This window comes from Shinella sp. 838 (genome assembly GCF_029623935.1).
In the GTDB taxonomy this organism is placed as follows: Bacteria; Pseudomonadota; Alphaproteobacteria; order Rhizobiales; family Rhizobiaceae; genus Shinella.
In genome coordinates this window covers 55,402-73,867 of sequence record NZ_JARSBQ010000013.1, presented here as the reverse complement: position 1 = coordinate 73,867, position 18,466 = coordinate 55,402, and the positions used below count along the sequence as shown (strand labels likewise).

The following is an 18,466-nucleotide window of genomic DNA, read 5'->3' as shown; positions in this document are numbered from 1 at the left end:
CCGCGGCTGCCGGAGGTGGGGCACTGCAGCGTTTCCGCGACTGGCCTTCATTCCTGCCGGGTACTATAAGGGATAAAACCAAATTGTCTAGTATGGATTTTTCTGTCTAATTGCTGATGTCGGCAAGCGCGGCGATCGCCGTTCCAGCAAGAAGGGTTGCTCCCGGGGCGATGATCGCGTCGTTGAAGTCGTAGGCCGGCTGATGCAGCCGGCCGTCGAAGACCGCCGGACCGTTGCCGATCCAGGCATAGGCGCCAGGGCGGTGAAGCAGGAAGAAACCGAAATCGTCGCCGGCCATCGTGGGGCGCGGGTCTCCCCGATAGGCGGCAAGGCCTGCCTCATGCACGACCGCGCGCATGAGATCCCGTTCCGCCGGCGTGTTTGCCACCGGCGGGCACATGGGATCGTCGAAGGTAAGATCGACGGCACAGGATGCGGTGGCTGCCGCGGAGGCGGCGATGGCGCGCGTACGCTCCCGAAGCAGGGTGAGGGTCTCCATCCGGAAAGCCCGCAAGGTGCCCTTCAGGTCCGCGGACTGTGGAATGATGTTCTGGGTATGCCCGCCGTGGAACGAGCCGACGGTCGCCACGGCCGCCTCGTAGGGATCGACCGCCCGGGCGACGGCCTGCTGGAGGCCGGTGAGAAAATGCCCGCCGGCGAGCAGCGGATCGCCGGAAAGATGGGGCATCGCGGCATGCGCACCCTCGGCGCGGAAGGTGATGTCGAATTCCGATGTGCCGGCCATGACCGGCCCGTCATGCAGCAGGACTTCGCCGGCCGGCATGTCGGGCCAGTTGTGGAGGCCGAAGATCCGTTCGAAAGGAAAGCGCTCAAGCAGCCCGTCCTCGATCATCAGCCGTGCGCCGCCGAAGCGTTCCTCCGCCGGCTGGAAGACGAGGTAGACGGTACCGGCAAAGTCCCGCGCCCGGGCGAGGAGGGTCGCTGTACCGATCAGGATCGCGACATGTCCGTCATGACCGCAGGCATGCATTTTGCCGGGGTTCTTCGAGGTGTAGGAGAGGCCCGTCGTCTCGCTGATCGCAAGGGCGTCCATGTCGGCGCGCAGTGCCACCGCCGGGCCGGGCGCGGCCCCTTCGATGACGCCGACGAGCCCGTTGCCGCCGATCTTCTCGTGAACCGCGATGCCGAGTGCTTCCAGCCGGTCCCGGATGAACCCTGCGGTCCAGACTTCCTCAAGCGAAAGCTCCGGATGGGCGTGCAGGGTGTGGCGGTAGGAAATCAGCGTGTTGATGTCGGCTTTGGAGAGAGTGTTCATCGGTGCCCGCGAATATACGTTTCTGTCTCATCTGAACATCTTCGTATATCTCTGCGCTGATCGACTTTGCAACCGGCCTCCGTCTTTCCAGCGGGCTGCCGCCACGCTGAAAAGGGCGTCACCGCAGGATCAGGCGCTCCATGAGGGCCTTGAGGTCTCTCGCCACGGCGAAGCTGTCGTCCTGGTGCTGGCGCCTGCAGAAGAGTTCGCAGCTCCACCAGCCGGTATAGCCGGTCGCCTTGACGGCATCGACCCAGCTTTGGAGGTCGAGCACGCCCTTTCCGGTCGGCACGTCGCGGAGGATGGGCTCGTTCGGTATGCCACCGGTATAGTGCAGGGAATCGCAGAGGTGCACACCATAGATCTGCGCCTTGTCGAGCCGGGCGATCCGTTCCGGCGTGTCACCGCTGGTATAGGCGTGCCAGAAGTCAATGACGAGACGCACATTGTCCCGGTCGCAGCGTTCGAGCACCTGCATCTGGGCATCCATCGTGTTGAGCGGGGTCCAGGATAGCGCTTCGAGATAGACGAGTAGACCATGCGATGCGGCGATATCTGCGACGGCCCGGAGATTGGCGGCGGTGAGATCCAGCTGGGAATCTGTCGGCAGGTCGATGAGGCCACGGTAGAGGGCGGGATAGCGCTCTGCAGCGCCCGTCTCGAAAACCCGGATGTCCAGCGGGCCGGTAATGGCCTCTATCCCTTTCGCCCCGGCTGCCGATGCAAGGGCACAGAGATCTTCGGCCTCTCGCAACATCTGACGCCGGGCGTCACGCTGCCGCTCGAGGTCGATCAGGAAGCCGATGCCGGGGAGGGTGAGGCCGCCGAGTCGCGCCGTCAGTTCGGATGTGGAGAAACCGGCATCGAGGAAGGCGGCGATCTTCGGGCCGGAGGTTTCGAGGCCGTCGAAGCCCAGCTCGCGCGCGATTGCGATGTCGATCGCCAGCGTGTTCGGCCGGGAGGCCATGGAATGATAGATGAGCTGGTTTTCTGTCCGGATCATGGATGCGAGCCTCCTGTGCTCGTCTTTGTGTCTGCGGATCCGACGGAAACGGGCCGCTTGTTTCGGGCTGCGCGGATGGCTTCCGCGGCGCGCAGTGCGATGACGTTGTCCTCGCCGAGCGCCATCCATGTTGCCGGCGTGTGCGGCAGGGCCAGGAAGGTTTCGATCGTCGCGACATGCGGGTCGCGCTCGCGTACCGGGATGAGTTCGTTCCGCCCGTTCAGCCGCCGGATCAGGGTGCCCGCTCCTTTTCCGCTCAGCGTGCCATGGGCGATCAGCGTGCCGCGATCGCCGGCAAGCATGACGATGCTTTCGAATTCCGCGGTGGTGAAACTCTCGTAGGATTGAAGCACGGCCCCGCCGGACAGGCCGGCCGCATAGGACTGCTGGTCGGTATCGCCCTGCGCCGGCGAGGCTGAAAGGGCCGAGACGGCGACAGGCTCCTGGCCGGTGAGGAAACGCGCAAGGTCGATGCTGTCGATCGACGCCCCGAAAAGCGCATTGGCACGGTCCACCGTCTCGTCCACATGGCGGTTGGGTGGCGGTTGAAAGGGGGCGCCGCGCGCGATGAGGAGCGACTGTAGCGTTCCGATCTCTCCTTCCAGCAGCAGCCGGCGCATGGTCTGGTGGGGCGAAAGGGTGCGGAAGGGCTGGTGGACGGCCAGCGTTATGCCCGCCGTCCGGCATGTCTCGACAAGGCTTGCGGCAAGACGGCTGCTGCCGGCGATCGGACCGTCGCACAGAACGTGTTTGCGCTGCGCCGCCGCAGCCAGGATGTAGTGCCTGCGCCGGTCGCGAACGGCGCTGACATAGGCGAAGCCGACTCGCGGATCCCGCAGTGCCCGCCGCGCATCAAGGGAGATGCCGGGGATCTGCATGTCCTGCGAGAAATGTGCCGCATATTCCCGGTTCCGGCTGACGACCCACAGTGGCTCCTGCCCGGCCGACCGGATCGCCGCAACCATGTGCTCCGTTGTTATGGTTCCGGTCCCCATGACGGACCACCCGACCGCTCCGCTGGACTGCACCACGGATCCTCCCCTTTATGCTCCACAGATTGACCGTCCGGCTCTGGCGCGGCAATTGCGCAGGCAATTGATGTCTTTAGCGATATGAAGTAGAACTAGCGTCACAATGCGTCGGATAAGGCGCGGGGGTGACAATGGATCAGCTGGGAAGAGACGGGGCCGCATTGGCAGCGAACCTCAGGACGCTGTGCGAGCAGCACGGCTCGGTTGCGGCTGTCTGCCGCAAGATCAATGTCAACCGGCAGCAGTTCAACAAGTACCTGTCGGGCGCCCATGTGCCGTCGCCCGCCAATCTCAGGATCATCGCGAACTATTTCGGCCTCAGCGTTCCCATGCTCTTTGCCGACCCGGAGGAATTCCGCACGCTGGTGGAGGGGAATTTCTTCCATGCAATGGCGACGGCCCGCCAGCTGCCGGAATTCTCGCGCTTCGTGTCGGGTATGATCGTCGAGAACAATGCCGATCACAACGACATCGTCGGGATCTACGACCGCTACCAGTTTTCCTCGATCTACAAGGGTTTCGTGCTGCGGTCGGCTTTCTGCATCTACCGCAACAGGGAATTCCTCCAGCACTACTATGTCGAGCGCTTCCCGAGCTTCGATGACCCAAAGAAGACGGAATATGTCTTCAAATATTACGGTTTCTGCTTCCCCGTCGCCGACCGCCTCTTCACGGCGGATTTCGAGGGTATCCAGTCGAATGAGATGACCTTCGGCGTCTATGCGCAGGTCAAGCGCAACGCCAAGCGCTTCATGTTCGGCATTTCCAGCGGCATCGCAGCGACCGTCTTCCGCCAGCCCTATTCCACGAAGGTCGCGCTGCATTACCGAGGGCCAGGCCTCCTGCGCCGCGAGCATCTCAAGGAGCTGACGGTGCTGGACCGCAACGACCCGAGCATTCCGCGCGAGGCGTTGCAGTATCTTGGCGATGGCTCCGACATGATCCAGATGAGCTGAGGCGGCCCCGCTAGGGGTGCAGTTCGACGGCGAGCCAGACGCTGTCGCTGTCCGCATAGTAGCGGTGCCAGGGATAGGTCCACTGCTTTTCGCCGGTCACACGGCAGAAGGGATCGTGCGAATAGCCGATCGGCATCACCACGTCCTCGTAGAGCGTTGCCGCGTCGCGCGCCTTGAATTTCTGCATGCGGCCCGATCCATGGATCTGCGTGTGTGTTTCGAGGAACGGGTGTTCGTTGTGGATGAAGCAGTCCGTATCGCACGGCGACCACCAGAGATTGAGCTTCAGTGTGAAGGTCTGCGACGCTTCGGCTGCCGCGCGTTCATTGGTGAAGACGCGCGGGTCGAGCGTGACGGTGCCGATCTCGTCCTGTGCCGAAATATAGAGCGGCGTGTCGCGCGGAAAGCTGCGGATGCGGTTGCCCAGCCAGTCCCAGCCGCGGAACATGCAGCCGCCGAGATTGGTCGGGTTGACGACCTTGATGATCGCCGCCCGCTCCGCCTTGCGGATGCGGCCGCCCTTCAGCCAGGTCGATTTCCACGCCGGCACGATGGCGGGGTGCTCGTCGCCCGTCACCATCGGGGAGGGGCTGATATTGACCACGACGGCGTCCGCCACGTCATAGTCGATCACGCTCTCAACCAGCTTTGCCGAAATGAAGTTGTCTGCGAAAGCCAGATCTCTGCTCAGGTTCTGCACGGCGATGCCTCTTTTGTCTGTCCGTGTCCTGAGAAAGCCATAGCGCGTATCGTGAAAAAAGTGCGCGCCGGAATTAATTTATTCGCGTGATGATGCGACACCTGCTTCACTTCGCGAAGGATGATTTTCTCCAGGCCTATCCACCTTTCCCAATCGAGGCGTGCGCGAGCTGCCCCAAATTGGCCGGACCTGCGGCGGCGCGGTGGGCGGGAGCGAAAACTATGACGCAGACCTGCTTTTAAACTGCGTCATCTCGCGTCAGTGTTTCGATGGCTGCGAACTTGCAGTGATGCACTGCTCCGCTGAAGAATAAGCCTATCGCTGGAAGGCAATGCTTCCTGCCCCAAGATAACGAGATTTCAGAGGGTCGATCACATGAAACTGACAGGTGGCCAAGTCGTCGCGAAAGCGTTGAAGGAATACGGCGTCGAATATGTGGCGGGCGTGCCGGGCCATGGCATCTGGTCGCTGTTCGACGCGTTCCTGCAGGAAGGTTCGGAAATCCCGTTCATCCAGGTGATGCACGAGCAGAGCGCCGTTCACATGGCCGATGGCTACTATCGCGCCTCCGGCAAGCCGATGGCCTGCTCCACCTCGGTCGGTCCGGGCGCGGCCAACACGATCATCGGCCTTGCCACCGCCTATTGCGACTCCACCTCGCTCTTCTACGTTTCCGGCTCGCCCCAGACCTACATGCACGGCCATGGCACCATGCAGGAACTGGAACGCCAGCAGGACAATGCCTTCCCGCGGATCACCGAGCAGGTGACCAAGCGCGCCTGGCAGGCCAATTCGGTGCAGGTCCTCCCAAGCATTATGCACCGTGCCTTCAGCGAACTTCTGACAGGCCGCCCGGGTCCGGTTCATGTCGAGGTCCCGATGGACGTTCAGGTCGAGGCGGCGAATGTCACCATCCATCCGCTCGGCAAGCGTCTGCCGGTCGGCGTCGCCTATCCGGACCCCAAGGCCATCGAAGCGGCGCTGAAGGTTCTTCTTGCCGCCGAGCGCCCGGTCATCGTCGCCGGCGGCGGCGCGATCACCGCGAACGCTTCGGCCGAACTGACGCGCCTTGCCGAAAAGCTCGGCGCGGCCGTCTCCATCACTTGGAACGGCAAGGGCGCGATTTCGGAAGACCACGAATTGTTCATCGGCGCGGTCGGCCAGACGGGCACCACCTGCGGCAACCAGATTACCGCCTCCGCCGACGTCGTCGTCTCGGTCGGCTGCCGCTTCACCGACTGGTCGGCCTCGTCCTATGCCAAGGGCGTCTCCTTCTCGATCCCCTCGGCCAAGCTGATCCATATCGACCTCGATCCGCGCGAGATCGGCAAGAACTACGAGACAGAAGTGGGCATCGTCGCCGATGCCAAGGTGACGCTGGAGGCGATCCTGTCGCTCATCTCGGATGCGCAGTCGCAGAAGATGCTGGCGCGCCGCGAAAACTTCCTCACCGATGTGCAGAAGGCCAAGGCCGACTGGCGCGCCCAGGTCGAGCCGCGCGAAAACAGCCGCGAGACACCCTTCACCTCGCAGCGCCCGCTGATGGCGCTCCGCAAGGTCCTGGATCGTAGCGGCATCGTGGTGGTTGGCTCCGGCAACACCCAAGGCTCGGTCAAGCAGAGCTTCCCGGTCTATGAACCGCGCACGCACCTGACCTCCGGTTCCTATTCGCCGATGGGCTGGGCGGTGCCGGCGGCGATGGGCGCCAAGCTCGCCTGCCCGGACCGGCAGGTCGTCGCCATCGTCGGCGACGGCGATTTCATGATGTCGCTGCCGGAAATGGGCACGGCCGTCATGAACGGCATCAACGTCGTGTTCCTCGTTCTCAACAACCAGGGCTACATGTCGATCCGCGGCGGACAGCGCAAATTCATGGGCCGCCACATCGCCTCCGAGTTCAACCATCACGCCGGCAACGGCGCCCCCTATTCGGCCGATATCGCGGCTTCCGCCCGGGCGTTCGGCCTTCAGGCCTGGAAGGTCGAGAAGAACGAGGATCTCGAAAGCAGCCTGAAGGCGGCGCTCGACTGCGGCGGCCCGGCCCTCGTCGAAGTGATCGTCTCGCGGGACGCCGCCGGTCCGTTCGCCACCGGCTGGTGGGATTTCCCGTCGCCGGCCTACTACGAAAAGGAACAGGCGGCCTACGCGGACATGCGCGCCCGCGAACAGCACCTCTGACCTGACGACAGGGGAGGCCCCGCCTCCCCATCTCCTCCCAAGCCCATTGATGACGCGGCGCGCGCAGCGACCGTGAACGAAGAGACTTTGTCATGATCCGGCACATCAAAACAGCCACGACCACCATCGAAGAGGGTGGCGCCGACAGTGCGGTCACCAGGGCGGTCGAGACGCTTCTCGAAAAGGTCAGGACCGGCGGCGACAAGGCGGTCCGCGAACTCTCCGTTCAGTTCGACAGGTTCGATCGCGACACCTATCGCCTGTCGAAGCAGGAAATCGCGGATTGCATCGATGCGCTGACGGCGCAGGAGCGTGCCGACCTCGACTTCGCGCAGGAGCAGATCCGCCGTTTCGCCGAGGCGCAGAAGGCGGCGCTGCGGGATATCGAGGTCGAGACCCTGCCGGGCGTGATCCTCGGCCACAAGAACGTGCCGATCCAGAATGTCGGCTGCTATGTGCCGGGCGGCAAATACCCGCTGCTCGCCTCTGCCCATATGACGGTGCTGACGGCGCGCGTCGCCGGCTGCCAGCGCGTCATCACCTGCGCGCCGCCGTTCCAGGGCAGGATCGCCGAGAAGATCGTCGCGGCGCAGGCGCTCGCCGGCGCGGACGAGATCTATTGCCTCGGCGGCGTGCAGGCGATCGCCGCCATGGCCTACGGCACCGAGACGATCGAGCCCGTCGACATGCTCGCCGGCCCCGGCAATGCCTATGTCGCGGAAGCCAAGCGCCTGCTCTTCGGCCGCGTCGGCATCGATCTCTTCGCCGGCCCGACGGAGACGCTCGTCATTGCCGACGACAGCGTCGACGGCGAACTGGTGGCGACGGACCTGCTCGGCCAGGCGGAGCACGGCGTCAATTCGCCGGCCGTCCTCATCACGAACTCGGAAAAGCTGGCGCGCGACACGCTCGCCGAGATCGATCGCCTCCTGAAAATCCTGCCGACAGCGGCTGTTGCCGGCAAGGCCTGGGCGGACTACGGCGAGATCATCCTGTGCGACACGCTCGAGGAGATGCTGGCGGAAGGCGACCGTGTGGCTTCCGAGCACGTCCAGGTCATGACGCGCGACCCGGACTACTTCCTCGACAACATGACGAATTACGGTGCGCTGTTCCTTGGCGCCCGCACCAACGTCGCTTTCGGCGACAAGGTGATCGGCACGAACCACACGCTGCCGACCAACAGGGCGGCCCGCTACACCGGCGGCCTCTGGGTCGGAAAGTTCCTGAAAACCTGCACCTACCAGAAGGTTCTGACCGACGAGGCCTCGGCGATGATAGGCGCCTACGGCTCGCGGCTCTGCCTGATGGAAGGTTTTTCCGGCCACGCCGAGCAGGCCAACATCCGCGTCCGCCGCTACGGCGGCAGGAATGTCGGTTACGCCATGCCGGTCGAGCCCAACTGACAACCGCGCACAAGAGCCCGCCAGGGGCCGCGATCAAAAACCCAACCAGAGAGGATGAAACCATGTCCAAATTCATCGCCACAGCGCTTGCGGCGACCATGCTGATGCCCATAGCCGCCCGGGCGGAAGGCCAGATCGAAGTTCTGCACCATTGGGTTTCGCAGAGCGAAGTCGACGCGCTCAACGTCATCCGCAAGGAACTTGAGGCCAAGGGCTTCCAGTGGAAGGATTCGGCGGTCGGCGGCATGAGCGGCGCGAACGCGCAGCAGGCGCTCCGCGCCCGTCTTACCGCCGGCGATCCGCCGGGCGCCATGCAGTTCCTCGGCTGGGAAGGCGTGCAATGGGCCGAACAGGGTGTGGTGCGCGATCTGAACGATCTCGCCAAGACCGGCGGCTGGCGTGAGGCGCTCGCCCCGCAGCTTCTGCCCTTCGTGACCTCGGGAGAGGCCTTCATCGCCGCGCCGATCAACATGCACCGCCAGAACTGGGTCTGGGCCAACAAGAAGATCTTCGACGACGCCGGCGTTTCGGTGCCGAAGAGCTGGGCCGAACTGATCGAGACCGGCAAGAAGCTGAAGGAAAAGGGTATCGTTCCCGTCGCGATGGGCGACGAGCCCTGGCAGATCGGCATCATCTTCGATGCGCTGCTGTCCGACATCAACGGGCCGGACTTCTACCAGAAGACCGCGATCGACCTCGATCCGGAAGCGCTCGGCAGTGCTGAAATGGTCAAGGTGTTCGACGCGCTGCGCGACGTGCGCGGCCTCGTCGACGACAATTTCGTCGGCCGCGACTGGGCCGTGGCGACAGGCATGGTCATCGACGGCAAGGCCGCCATGCAGTTCATGGGCGACTGGGCGAAGGGCGAATTCCTCGCCAAGGGCCTGAAGCCCAACCAGGACTTCTACTGCTTTGCGACGCCGGGTCAGGTGACGTCCTTCCAGTACCTTATCGACAGCTTCGGCATGTTCACCGTGAAGGACGAGAACGTGCAGAACGCGCAGGTCGCCCTTGCTGAGACCATCATGGACCCGAAGGTCCAGAAGGGCTTCAACCTCATCAAGGGCTCCATCCCGGCGCGCAACGACGTCTCGGTCGACGACTTCGACGACTGCGCCAAGCTCGGCTACCAGGAGCGCGCGGCAGCGATCGAGAAGGGCAGCATGCAGGGTGCGATGACGCACGGTTTTGCCGCCAAACCCGAATTCGCCTCGGTCTTCAGCGACGTCGCCGCTCAGTTCTTCGTCGGCAACATGAGCTCCGAAGATGCGGTGAAGATGCTGGTCTCCGGCATCGACAACGCTCGGTAATCCAATCGCCACAAGGAGGAGCCGCACCCGTCGGCTCCTCCGCAAGACCCGCTATCGGAGCTGACCCATGAGCGCCTCTACGCGCATGTCCTCGCGATTGGCAGGCTGGCTACCGCGCCTCGTCGTCGCTCCCAGCCTGCTCGTCGTCATCGTCACGGTCTACCTGTTCATTCTCTGGACCGGCGTGATTTCCGTGACCTCGTCGAAATTCGTGCCGACCTACGATTTCGTCGGTCTCGAACAATATGTGCGCCTCTGGGCGACGCCGCGCTGGCACACCGCCGTCGCCAATCTTTTCATCTTTTCCGCCCTGTTCCTGGCGCTCTCGACGGGCCTCGGGCTGCTGATGGCGATTTTTCTCGACCAGAACATCCGGGCCGAAGGGGCGCTCCGCGCGATCTATCTCTATCCGATGGCGCTCTCCTTCATCGTGACGGGGACCGCCTGGAAATGGATCATGAATCCGGGTCTCGGCATCCAGAAGGTCGTCAACGATCTCGGCTGGACCGACTTCCGCTTCGACTGGATCTCCAATCCTGACATGGCGATCTACACCGTCGTCGTCGCCGGTGTCTGGCAGTCCTCGGGGTTCGCCATGGCGATCTTCCTCGCCGGCCTGCGCGGCATCGACAATTCCGTCATCAAGGCGGCGCAGATCGAAGGGGCCTCGCTGCCGCTGATCTACCGCCAGATCATCATCCCCATGCTGCGCCCGGCCATGCTGAGCGTCATCGTCCTCCTCAGCTACATCGCCATCAAGAGCTTCGACCTGGTGCTTGCGCTGACGAACGGCGGGCCCGGCACGGCGACCGAATTGCCGTCGACCTTCATGTTCTCGGCCACCTTCCGCCGCAACCAGATGGGCGTCGGTGCGGCGAGTGCCGTGATGATGCTGATGACCGTCGCCGCGATCATCGTCCCCTACCTCTATTCGGAACTGCGGGGTGAGAACAATGGCTGAAGCCCTTTCCCAATCCGGCAAGGCGCGGCTCGGCCGCCTCGTCGTCTATGGCTGCCTTATCGTCGTCGCGCTCGTCTACCTCATGCCCCTCTGGGTCATGGTCGTGACGTCCCTGAAGCCGCTCGACGAGATTTACAGCGGCTCGTTCATCGGCATGCCGAAGGCGATCACGCTCGACGCTTGGCGCGCGGCGTGGTCCGAGGCTTGCATCGGCACCGAGTGCACGGGCCTAAAACCCTATTTCGTCAACTCGCTGCTGATGGTGATCCCGGCGGTGGCGCTCTCGACCGGTATCGGCGCGATCAATGGCTACATCCTCACGAAATGGAAGTTTCCCGGCGCGAACTTCGTCTTCGGCCTCCTGCTGTTCGGCTGCTTCCTGCCCTACCAGGCGATCCTCATCCCCATGGCCCGCACGCTCGGCCTGCTGGGTCTCGCCGGCTCCATTCCCGGCCTCGTCGCCGTACATGCCTCCTATGGCATCTGCTTCACGACGCTGTTCTTCCGCAACTACTTCGTGTCGCTGCCGGATGAGCTGACCAAGGCGGCAATGGTCGACGGGGCGGGTTTCTTCCGCATCTTCTGGAGCGTCATCCTGCCGACCTCGATCCCGATCATCGTCGTCTCGTGCATCTGGCAGTTCACGCAGATCTGGAACGATTTCCTCTTCGGCGTCTCCTTCACGTCGGGTTCCAGCAGTCCCGTCACGGTCGCGCTCAACAACATCGTCAACGTGACCACCGGCCGCAAGCAGTACAATGTCGACATGGCCGCCGCCATGATCGCCGCCATCCCAACCCTGGTCGTCTACATCGTCGCGGGCCGCTATTTCGTCCGCGGGCTGACGGCCGGCGCCGTGAAAGGCTGAAGCCATGTCCACTCTCGAAATCGATCGCGTCCGCAAGGCCTATGGCCATCTCGAAGTTCTGAAGGAGGTGTCGATCTCCATCGGAACCGGCGACTTCCTCGTGTTGCTCGGCCCCTCCGGCTGCGGCAAGTCCACGCTGCTCAACATGATCGCCGGGTTGGAAACGATTACCGGCGGCGAGATCCGCATCGCCGGAAAGACCGTCAACGATCTCTCGCCGAAGGACCGCGACATCGCCATGGTGTTCCAGTCCTACGCGCTCTATCCGACGATGACCGTACGGCAGAACATCGAGTTCGGCATGAAAATCCGCCGGGTCGCTGAAACGGATCGCGACAAGGCCGTGAAGACGGCGTCGGATCTTCTCCAGATCACCCATCTCCTCGACCGGAAACCTTCGCAGCTCTCCGGCGGCCAGCGCCAGCGAGTCGCCATGGGACGGGCCATCGTGCGGGAACCGAAGCTTTTCCTGTTCGACGAACCGCTGTCGAACCTCGACGCGAAACTGCGCGTCGACATGCGCACCGAGATCAAGCGCCTCCACGCCCGCCTCGGCACGACCATCGTCTATGTCACGCATGACCAGATCGAGGCGATGACGCTTGCGACGCGCGTTGCCGTCATGAAGGACGGCGTGGTGCAGCAGCTCGACGAGCCGCAGGCCGTCTACGACCGGCCGGCGAACGTCTATGTCGCGCGTTTCGTCGGTTCGCCGGCGATGAACATCGTGCCCGCCACGCTTGAGGTCGACGGCGGCACCGCGACGGCGGTGATCGACGTCGCGCGGCGCCCGGCGGCGCGTGTCGGCGGCGTTGCCCTGTCCGCGGAGGCGCTTCGCCGCCACGCGGGCAAAAAGGTGCTGGCGGGCATTCGCCCGGAGAACTTCTTCATCGCCGCAAATGGCGTCGCGCCGTCGTTGACGGTCGATTTCGACGTTGTCGAGCCGACGGGGCCGGACACGCTCGCCGTCTTCCAGCTCGGTGGTGTCGAGGTCACGGCCCGTCTTCCGCCGCGGCAGGCCCATGCGGGTCGCGAGGCGGCACTCGCCATCGACACGTCGAAGATCGTGCTCTTCGACGCGGAAACCGAAACGCGCATCGACTGAAAGACCTTTCATGACCGAGACGGCAGACATCGTCATCATCGGCTCCGGCATCGGCGGCGCCTCCCTGGCATACAGCCTTGCGCCTTCGGGTCTCAGGATCGTCATCCTCGAACGGGGAGCGCACCTGAAGGACACGCCCGAGGCGCGCGACGACGTCGCCATCTTCCAGAAAGGCTTTTATCGCTCTTCCGAGGAATGGCTGGGCACGGACGGCGAGAGTTTCCTGCCCGGCAACTACTATTATGTCGGCGGCAATTCGAAATTCTTCGGTGCGGTCATGTATCGCTATCGCCGCGACGATTTTTCGCCGCGCCGCCATATGGACGGCGCATCGCCCGGTTGGCCGCTTTCTTATGACGCGCTTTCTCCCTGGTATGACGCCGCCGAGCAGGTTTTTCGCGTGCGCGGTTCCACCGTCGGCGATCCGACGGAACCGTCGCACGAAAAGCCTTATGGATACCCGCCGGTTCCCGACGAGCCGGCGATGGCCGCCGTTCGCCGCCGGCTGGAGAAGGCGGGTGTGCATCCGGCGTCTTTGCCGTTGTCGATCGATATCGACGCCTGGCTGAAGCGGGCGAAGACGGGCTGGGACGCCTTCCCCAACACGGGAACGGGCAAGATCGATGCGGAGGTCGGCCCGCTCGCCAGCGCGCTCGCCCATCCCAATGTCCGTCTCGTCACCGGGGCCAGCGTCACGCGTCTTGAAACGGATGACGCGGGGCGCAGGGTCGTTGCCGTCGTCTATCAGAAAGATGGCGCAGAACACCGGATTTCGGCCGATCGCTTCGCCGTGGCGGCGGGCGCGGTTCAGTCCGCGGCGCTGCTTCTTCGCTCGGCCAGCAAGGCACATCCGACCGGTCTCGGCAACAGTTCGGACCAGCTCGGCCGCAATTTCATGAATCACAACACGACGGCGATGCTGACATTCGATCCTTTCGCCGCCAATAGCTGCGTCTACCAGAAGACCATCGCCTTCAACGATTTCTACAACGCGGACAACGAGACGGGTTTCCCGCTGGGCAACGTGCAGCTCCTCGGCCACATCACCGGAAATATCCTGAAGGCCAATCTGCCGTTTCCGGCGCCCGGCTGGTTCGCGGGGCTCATGGCGCGCTACGCCTATGGCTGGTTCCTGACGAGCGAAGACCTTCCCAATCCGGAAAGCCGGGTGATGGTGCGCGGCAACCGCATCGTCATGCACTGGATACGGTCGAACATGCGGGCGCATGAGGCGCTGATCGGGAAAACCCGCGCCGTCATGCGCAAGGCGGGTTTCCCGATCGTCCTCACGCACACCTTCGGTCGCAAGACGACATCGCACCAATGCGGCACCGCGCGCCTCGGCGACGACCCGAAAACCTCGGTCGTCGACCTCAACTGCCGCAGCCATGACGTCGAAAACCTCTACATCACGGACGCCTCCGTGCTGCCGACATCGGCGGCCGTCAACCCGGCGCTCACCATCGCCGCGCTTGCCATCAAGGCCGGCGCCGCCATTTCGGGAGGGAAGGCATGAGCATTCGCGATAGCGGTTCGGCGCGTTACGGCATTTCCCCACGGCATCCGGCGGAGGTCGATACGTTCGACTATATCGTCGTCGGTGGCGGCTCGACCGGCTGCGTCGTCGCCGCGCGCCTTTCGGAGGACCCCGCCATCCGCGTTCTCCTCATCGAGGAGGGGCCGCGCGATCTCAACCCGTATATCCACATCCCCGGCGCCTACTACAAGACCGCGCAGGGCGACCTCCTGAAGCGCATTCCCTGGGAGCCGATGGCAGAACAGGAGCGCACGGAAACGCCGACCATGGTGCAGGCCCGGGTGCTCGGAGGCGGCAGTTCGGTCAACGCGATGATCTACATCCGCGGCGTGCCCGGCGACTATGACCATTGGGCAGACCTTGGCGCGGAGGGCTGGGGATACGCCGATGTCCTGCCGTTCTTCAGGCGCGCGGAGGACAACAACCGTTTCTGCAACGAGGCGCACGGCGTTGGCGGACCCCTCGGCGTGTCTGACATCGACTACATTCATCCGCTGACCCGCGCCTGGCTGCAAGCCTGCCAGCAGGCGGGGTTGCCCTATAACCCGGATTTCAATTCCGGCGATCCCACAGGTTGTGGGCTCTACCAGATCACCGCGCGGGACGGTCGGCGCAGCTCGGCCGCCGTTGCCTATCTCAACCCGGCCCGCAAGCGCGCCAATCTGCGCATCGAGACGGGGACCATGGTCACCCGCATCCTCATCGAGAAGGGCAGGGCGGTCGGCGTGGAATGCACCAGGGGCAAGCGCAAGGTCGTCTATCGTGCGGATCAGGAAGTGGTTGTTTCTGCCGGGGCGATCGCGACGCCGAAGCTGCTGATGCTGTCAGGTATCGGCCCGGCGAATGAGATCGTGCGGCACGGCATTGAGGTCCATGCCGACCTGCCGGGCGTCGGCCAGGATCTGCAGGACCATATCGAGATTTCGCTGGTCTATCAGCTGAATGGCCCGCACAGCTACGACAAGTACAAGAAGCTGCACTGGAAGGCCCTTGCCGGACTGAACTATGCGCTCTTCCGCAACGGTCCCGCCGCGTCCAACCTCATCGAGGGCGGGGCGTTCTGGTGGGGAGACAGGAACGAGGCGACGCCGGATATCCAGTATTTCATGGTGGTCGGTGCCGGTATCGAGGAGGGCGTCGATGCGGTGCCCGGCGGCAATGGCTGCACGGTCAATCTGGGGCAGATCCGGCCGCGGTCGCGCGGGGAGGTCACGCTTGTGAGCGCGGATCCGGCGGCAAATCCGCGCGTGGCGCCGCGCTATTTCTCCGATCCCTATGATCTTGAGGCTATTGCCGACGGTACGATGGCGGCCCTCGACATCATGGCGCAGCCGGCCATTTCGAAATTCGTAGCAGCGCGGCATACGCCGGTGCCGTCCCTGAAAACCCGCGAGGAGATCCGCACCTTCTGTGTGAAGGACGCGCATGCCGCCCTGCACCCTGCCGGAACATGCCGAATGGGCGTGGACGACCGGGCCGTGGTCGACCCGAAGCTGCGCGTGCACGGTATCGAGCGGCTGCGCGTTGCCGATGCCTCGGTCATGCCGACGCTGATTTCCGGCAATCCGAATTCCGTCTGCATCATGATTGGCGAACGCGCGGTCGATTTTCTGCGTCAATAGGCAGTGCTTTTTATTGCATAAATGTGCGTGTTCATGCATTATTGGAATCAATAAATGCACAAAAAGGCAAACAGAATGAATCCTAGTGTTGTGGTCTTCGATATCGGCGGCGTGTTGATCGACTGGAATCCAGCTTATCTTTATCGCCAGCTCCTGCCGGACGACGCGGCTGTTTCCACCTTCCTGACGGATGTCTGCACTCCGGCATGGAACGAGGCGTTCGATGCGGGTCGGCCGTTTGCCGAGGGCGTAGCCGAGCTCGTGCAGCGTCACCCCGAGCAGGCCGACCTGATCGAGGCCTACTGGCTGCGCTGGCACGAGATGCTGGGTGGCGAGGTGCCGGGCACCGCCGGCATTCTGGGGCGGCTGAAAGCGGATGGCGTTCCCGTGCACGCGATTTCGAACTGGTCGGCGGAGACCTTTCCGCGGGCGCAGGCGATCTTTCCCTTCCTGGGGCTTTTCGACGTGCTCATCGTTTCCGGGCGGGAAAAGTTGATAAAGCCGCATGCGCCCATCTTCGAGCGCTATCTGGAGCGGGCGGGTGTTCGCGCCGAGCAATGCATCTTCATCGACGATAATCCGGCGAACATTGCCGCGGCGGCGGCACTCGGCTTTCATACCGAACATTTCAGCACGGCCGAGGCGCTGGAAGCCCGCCTGGCGGCGCTCGGCCTGCTCGCGCCCAGCGCGGAGACAGCGGGATGACCGCGGACAGGAAGGAACTCGCGGCACTGTCTCCGGAGGAACGGCAAGCCGTCATTCTCGAAAAGGTCAATGCGGCAGGCCGGGTCCTTGCAGCCGGGCTTGCACAGGAGTTCGGCGTGTCGGAAGATTCGATCCGCCGCGACCTGCGCGACCTTTCGGACGCAGGGCTCGTGCAGCGCTTCCATGGTGGTGCGGCGCGGCTGGTGACGCCGGCGCTCGATTTCCATCGGCGTGAAACGCTGCATGCGGAGGAAAAGCAGTCGATCGGCCGTGCCGCGGCTGCGACGATCCCCGAGGGTGCGACTCTGCTGGTGGATTCGAGCACGACCGTCGTCCGTTTCGTGCGTTCGCTCTCCCCTGCGCTCTCCCTGCGCATCATCACGACGGCGGTCGACGTCGCCGCCGCTGCGCTCGATCACCCGCTTGCCGAGGTGGTCATGCTCGGCGGTCGCCTGAGCCGGCTGACGCGCAGCGCCACCGGCGCCGGTGCGATCGATGCGATCCGGGCGATGCGGGTCGATTACTGTATTCTCGGTACCTGCGGCGTCGATCACGGCCTGACGCTCCGCGCTGACGATTTCGAGGACGCCCATCTGAAATCTGCGATGATCCGGGCCGCGAACAAGACCCTGCTTCTCGCGACGGCGGACAAGCTCGGCCAGGCAGCGACCTACGAAGTGGCGCCGATCTCGGCCGTATCGGCGCTTTTCACCAGCAGCAGAGACACCGCCATCCTCAAGGCCATCGGCGAGGCCGGCGTTGATGTCGAGACAGTCTGACAACGGAGACCATGATGCGCTTTTCACCGGATGAGGACGCCCGGGCGATCCTTCTGCCCGCCTTCGATACGCTCGACGTCATGGATGTCATGCTGCCCTTCCTGGAAAAGGGCGGCTGTTCCGTTCTCCTCGGCGAGACCCGGGCGGAATATGTCGCACGGCGCATGTCGGCAGAGCGGCTGGCGAGCGAAACGCCGGAGGCCTTCCGCGCCGCCGTCGGGCGGCTGAGGGCCGTAACCTCCCACTTGATTGTCGCCGTCGATCAGGAACTGGGCGGCATCCAGCGGCTCCAGGGGTTGGTGCCGCTGCTTCCCTCGCTTGACGAGGCGCATGCGCTTGGCGACGCGGCACTCGTCGAACGCTGCAGGGCAACGGCCGCCGCTGCCCGCGCGCTCGGGGTCTCGCTGTTCCTGGCGCCGATCGCCGATGTCATCGACGGGCAGAATGCCTGGTTGCAGGGCCGCACGATGGGCAGCTATCCGCAGGCCGTGGCCCGGCTGGTGTCGGCTTTCGTGACGGGTGTCCAGAGCGCCGGAATTGGCGCAGTAACGAAACATTTCCCCGGCTTCAACGACCTGGAAGGTGACCCGGCCCTCGTAGATGTCCTACTCCAGACATCGCGCGACCGCCTTCTTCACAACGCCCTGCCGTTCACGGCTGCCATCGATGCCGGAACACGGGCGATCATGACGGGGCCTGCGCCCGTTGCCACGCTCGATAGACACAACGCCGCCAGCACCTCGCCGGCGGTCATAGCGATGCTGCGGAACGATTTCGGCTTCAATGGGCTGATCGTCAGCGACGATCTCGATGCCCCGGCCACAATGCGCGGCCGGTCCCTGCTCGAAACCGCGGTTGCCTCCGTCAGCGCCGGCGCGGATCTGCTGCTCGTGGGGGGCGGGCCGCATCTTGATGCGCTGTGTGATGGTATCGCCCATGCCGCCCGTACCGGGCGGCTGGCACCGGAGCGCCTCGCGGAGGCCGCAGTCCGCGTGCGGCAGAACGCGGCGGGCGGTTGAGCACTTCGAC

16 protein-coding genes are annotated in these 18,466 nt (G+C 64.1%); 12 read left to right on the top strand and 4 right to left on the bottom strand.

What is annotated here, in order from left to right:
* Positions 1-106: 106 nt before the first annotated feature.
* The 3 genes from P9A16_RS28260 to P9A16_RS28250 all read right to left on the bottom strand — a co-directional run bounded on the left by P9A16_RS28260 (position 107) and on the right by P9A16_RS28250 (position 3,310).
* Positions 107-1,276 (bottom strand): amidohydrolase, encoded by a 1,170-nt coding sequence (locus tag P9A16_RS28260; protein WP_023512839.1) that lies wholly within the window; start codon positions 1,274-1,276, stop codon positions 107-109.
* A 118-nt stretch (positions 1,277-1,394) separates the two neighbouring features.
* The gene (locus P9A16_RS28255) at positions 1,395-2,279 is read right to left on the bottom strand and encodes a sugar phosphate isomerase/epimerase family protein (protein WP_023512840.1); all 885 of its coding nucleotides are present in this window, start codon (positions 2,277-2,279) and stop codon (positions 1,395-1,397) included.
* Positions 2,276-3,310, bottom strand: a complete 1,035-nt coding sequence (locus P9A16_RS28250) for a Gfo/Idh/MocA family protein (RefSeq protein ID WP_278026260.1) — start codon at positions 3,308-3,310, stop codon at positions 2,276-2,278. Before P9A16_RS28250 ends, P9A16_RS28255 begins: the two co-directional genes overlap by 4 nt.
* A gap of 131 nt (positions 3,311-3,441) precedes the next feature.
* Between P9A16_RS28250 and P9A16_RS28245 the strand changes: the two genes are divergently transcribed.
* On the top strand, positions 3,442-4,266 hold the full coding sequence (locus tag P9A16_RS28245; RefSeq protein ID WP_023512842.1) for a helix-turn-helix domain-containing protein: 825 nt from the start codon (positions 3,442-3,444) through the stop codon (positions 4,264-4,266).
* 10 nt (positions 4,267-4,276) lie between these two features.
* Here the strand turns inward: P9A16_RS28245 and P9A16_RS28240 are convergent, their stop codons facing one another.
* Entirely contained in the window at positions 4,277-4,966 is a 690-nt protein-coding gene (locus P9A16_RS28240) for a hypothetical protein (protein WP_023512843.1), read from the bottom strand.
* Positions 4,967-5,341: 375 nt separating this feature from the next.
* Here P9A16_RS28240 and P9A16_RS28235 point away from each other — a divergent pair, with 375 nt between their 5' ends.
* From P9A16_RS28235 to P9A16_RS28185, 11 genes are all read left to right on the top strand, one after another.
* Positions 5,342-7,144: a thiamine pyrophosphate-binding protein gene (locus tag P9A16_RS28235; protein ID WP_023512844.1), complete on the top strand. Its 1,803-nt coding sequence runs from the start codon at positions 5,342-5,344 to the stop codon at positions 7,142-7,144.
* Between the two features lie 92 nt (positions 7,145-7,236).
* Complete coding sequence (hisD, locus tag P9A16_RS28230; RefSeq protein ID WP_024270089.1) at positions 7,237-8,550, top strand: histidinol dehydrogenase; 1,314 nt, start codon at positions 7,237-7,239, stop codon at positions 8,548-8,550.
* Between the two features lie 62 nt (positions 8,551-8,612).
* Positions 8,613-9,860 (top strand): ABC transporter substrate-binding protein, encoded by a 1,248-nt coding sequence (locus P9A16_RS28225; protein WP_023514471.1) that lies wholly within the window; start codon positions 8,613-8,615, stop codon positions 9,858-9,860.
* Between the two features lie 67 nt (positions 9,861-9,927).
* Positions 9,928-10,821 carry a carbohydrate ABC transporter permease gene (locus P9A16_RS28220; RefSeq protein WP_023514472.1) on the top strand — a complete coding sequence of 298 codons (894 nt, stop codon included), beginning with the start codon at positions 9,928-9,930 and terminating at the stop codon, positions 10,819-10,821.
* Positions 10,814-11,689, top strand: coding sequence for a carbohydrate ABC transporter permease (locus P9A16_RS28215; protein WP_023514473.1), 876 nt, complete (start codon positions 10,814-10,816; stop codon positions 11,687-11,689). The genes P9A16_RS28220 and P9A16_RS28215 overlap by 8 nt, the downstream gene beginning before the upstream one ends.
* A 4-nt stretch (positions 11,690-11,693) precedes the next feature.
* Positions 11,694-12,794: an ABC transporter ATP-binding protein gene (locus P9A16_RS28210; RefSeq protein ID WP_024270088.1), complete on the top strand. Its 1,101-nt coding sequence runs from the start codon at positions 11,694-11,696 to the stop codon at positions 12,792-12,794.
* Between the two features lie 10 nt (positions 12,795-12,804).
* Positions 12,805-14,310 carry an FAD-dependent oxidoreductase gene (locus P9A16_RS28205; RefSeq protein WP_278026259.1) on the top strand — a complete coding sequence of 502 codons (1,506 nt, stop codon included), beginning with the start codon at positions 12,805-12,807 and terminating at the stop codon, positions 14,308-14,310.
* Positions 14,307-15,953, top strand: coding sequence for a GMC family oxidoreductase (locus P9A16_RS28200; protein ID WP_023517301.1), 1,647 nt, complete (start codon positions 14,307-14,309; stop codon positions 15,951-15,953). Before P9A16_RS28205 ends, P9A16_RS28200 begins: the two co-directional genes overlap by 4 nt.
* Positions 15,954-16,007: 54 nt before the next feature.
* Positions 16,008-16,658, top strand: coding sequence for an HAD family hydrolase (locus P9A16_RS28195; protein WP_024270087.1), 651 nt, complete (start codon positions 16,008-16,010; stop codon positions 16,656-16,658).
* Positions 16,655-17,437 carry a DeoR/GlpR family DNA-binding transcription regulator gene (locus P9A16_RS28190; protein ID WP_023516826.1) on the top strand — a complete coding sequence of 261 codons (783 nt, stop codon included), beginning with the start codon at positions 16,655-16,657 and terminating at the stop codon, positions 17,435-17,437. Before P9A16_RS28195 ends, P9A16_RS28190 begins: the two co-directional genes overlap by 4 nt.
* Positions 17,438-17,451: 14 nt before the next feature.
* Complete coding sequence (locus P9A16_RS28185) at positions 17,452-18,456, top strand: glycoside hydrolase family 3 N-terminal domain-containing protein (RefSeq protein WP_024270086.1); 1,005 nt, start codon at positions 17,452-17,454, stop codon at positions 18,454-18,456.
* Positions 18,457-18,466 lie beyond the last annotated feature (10 nt).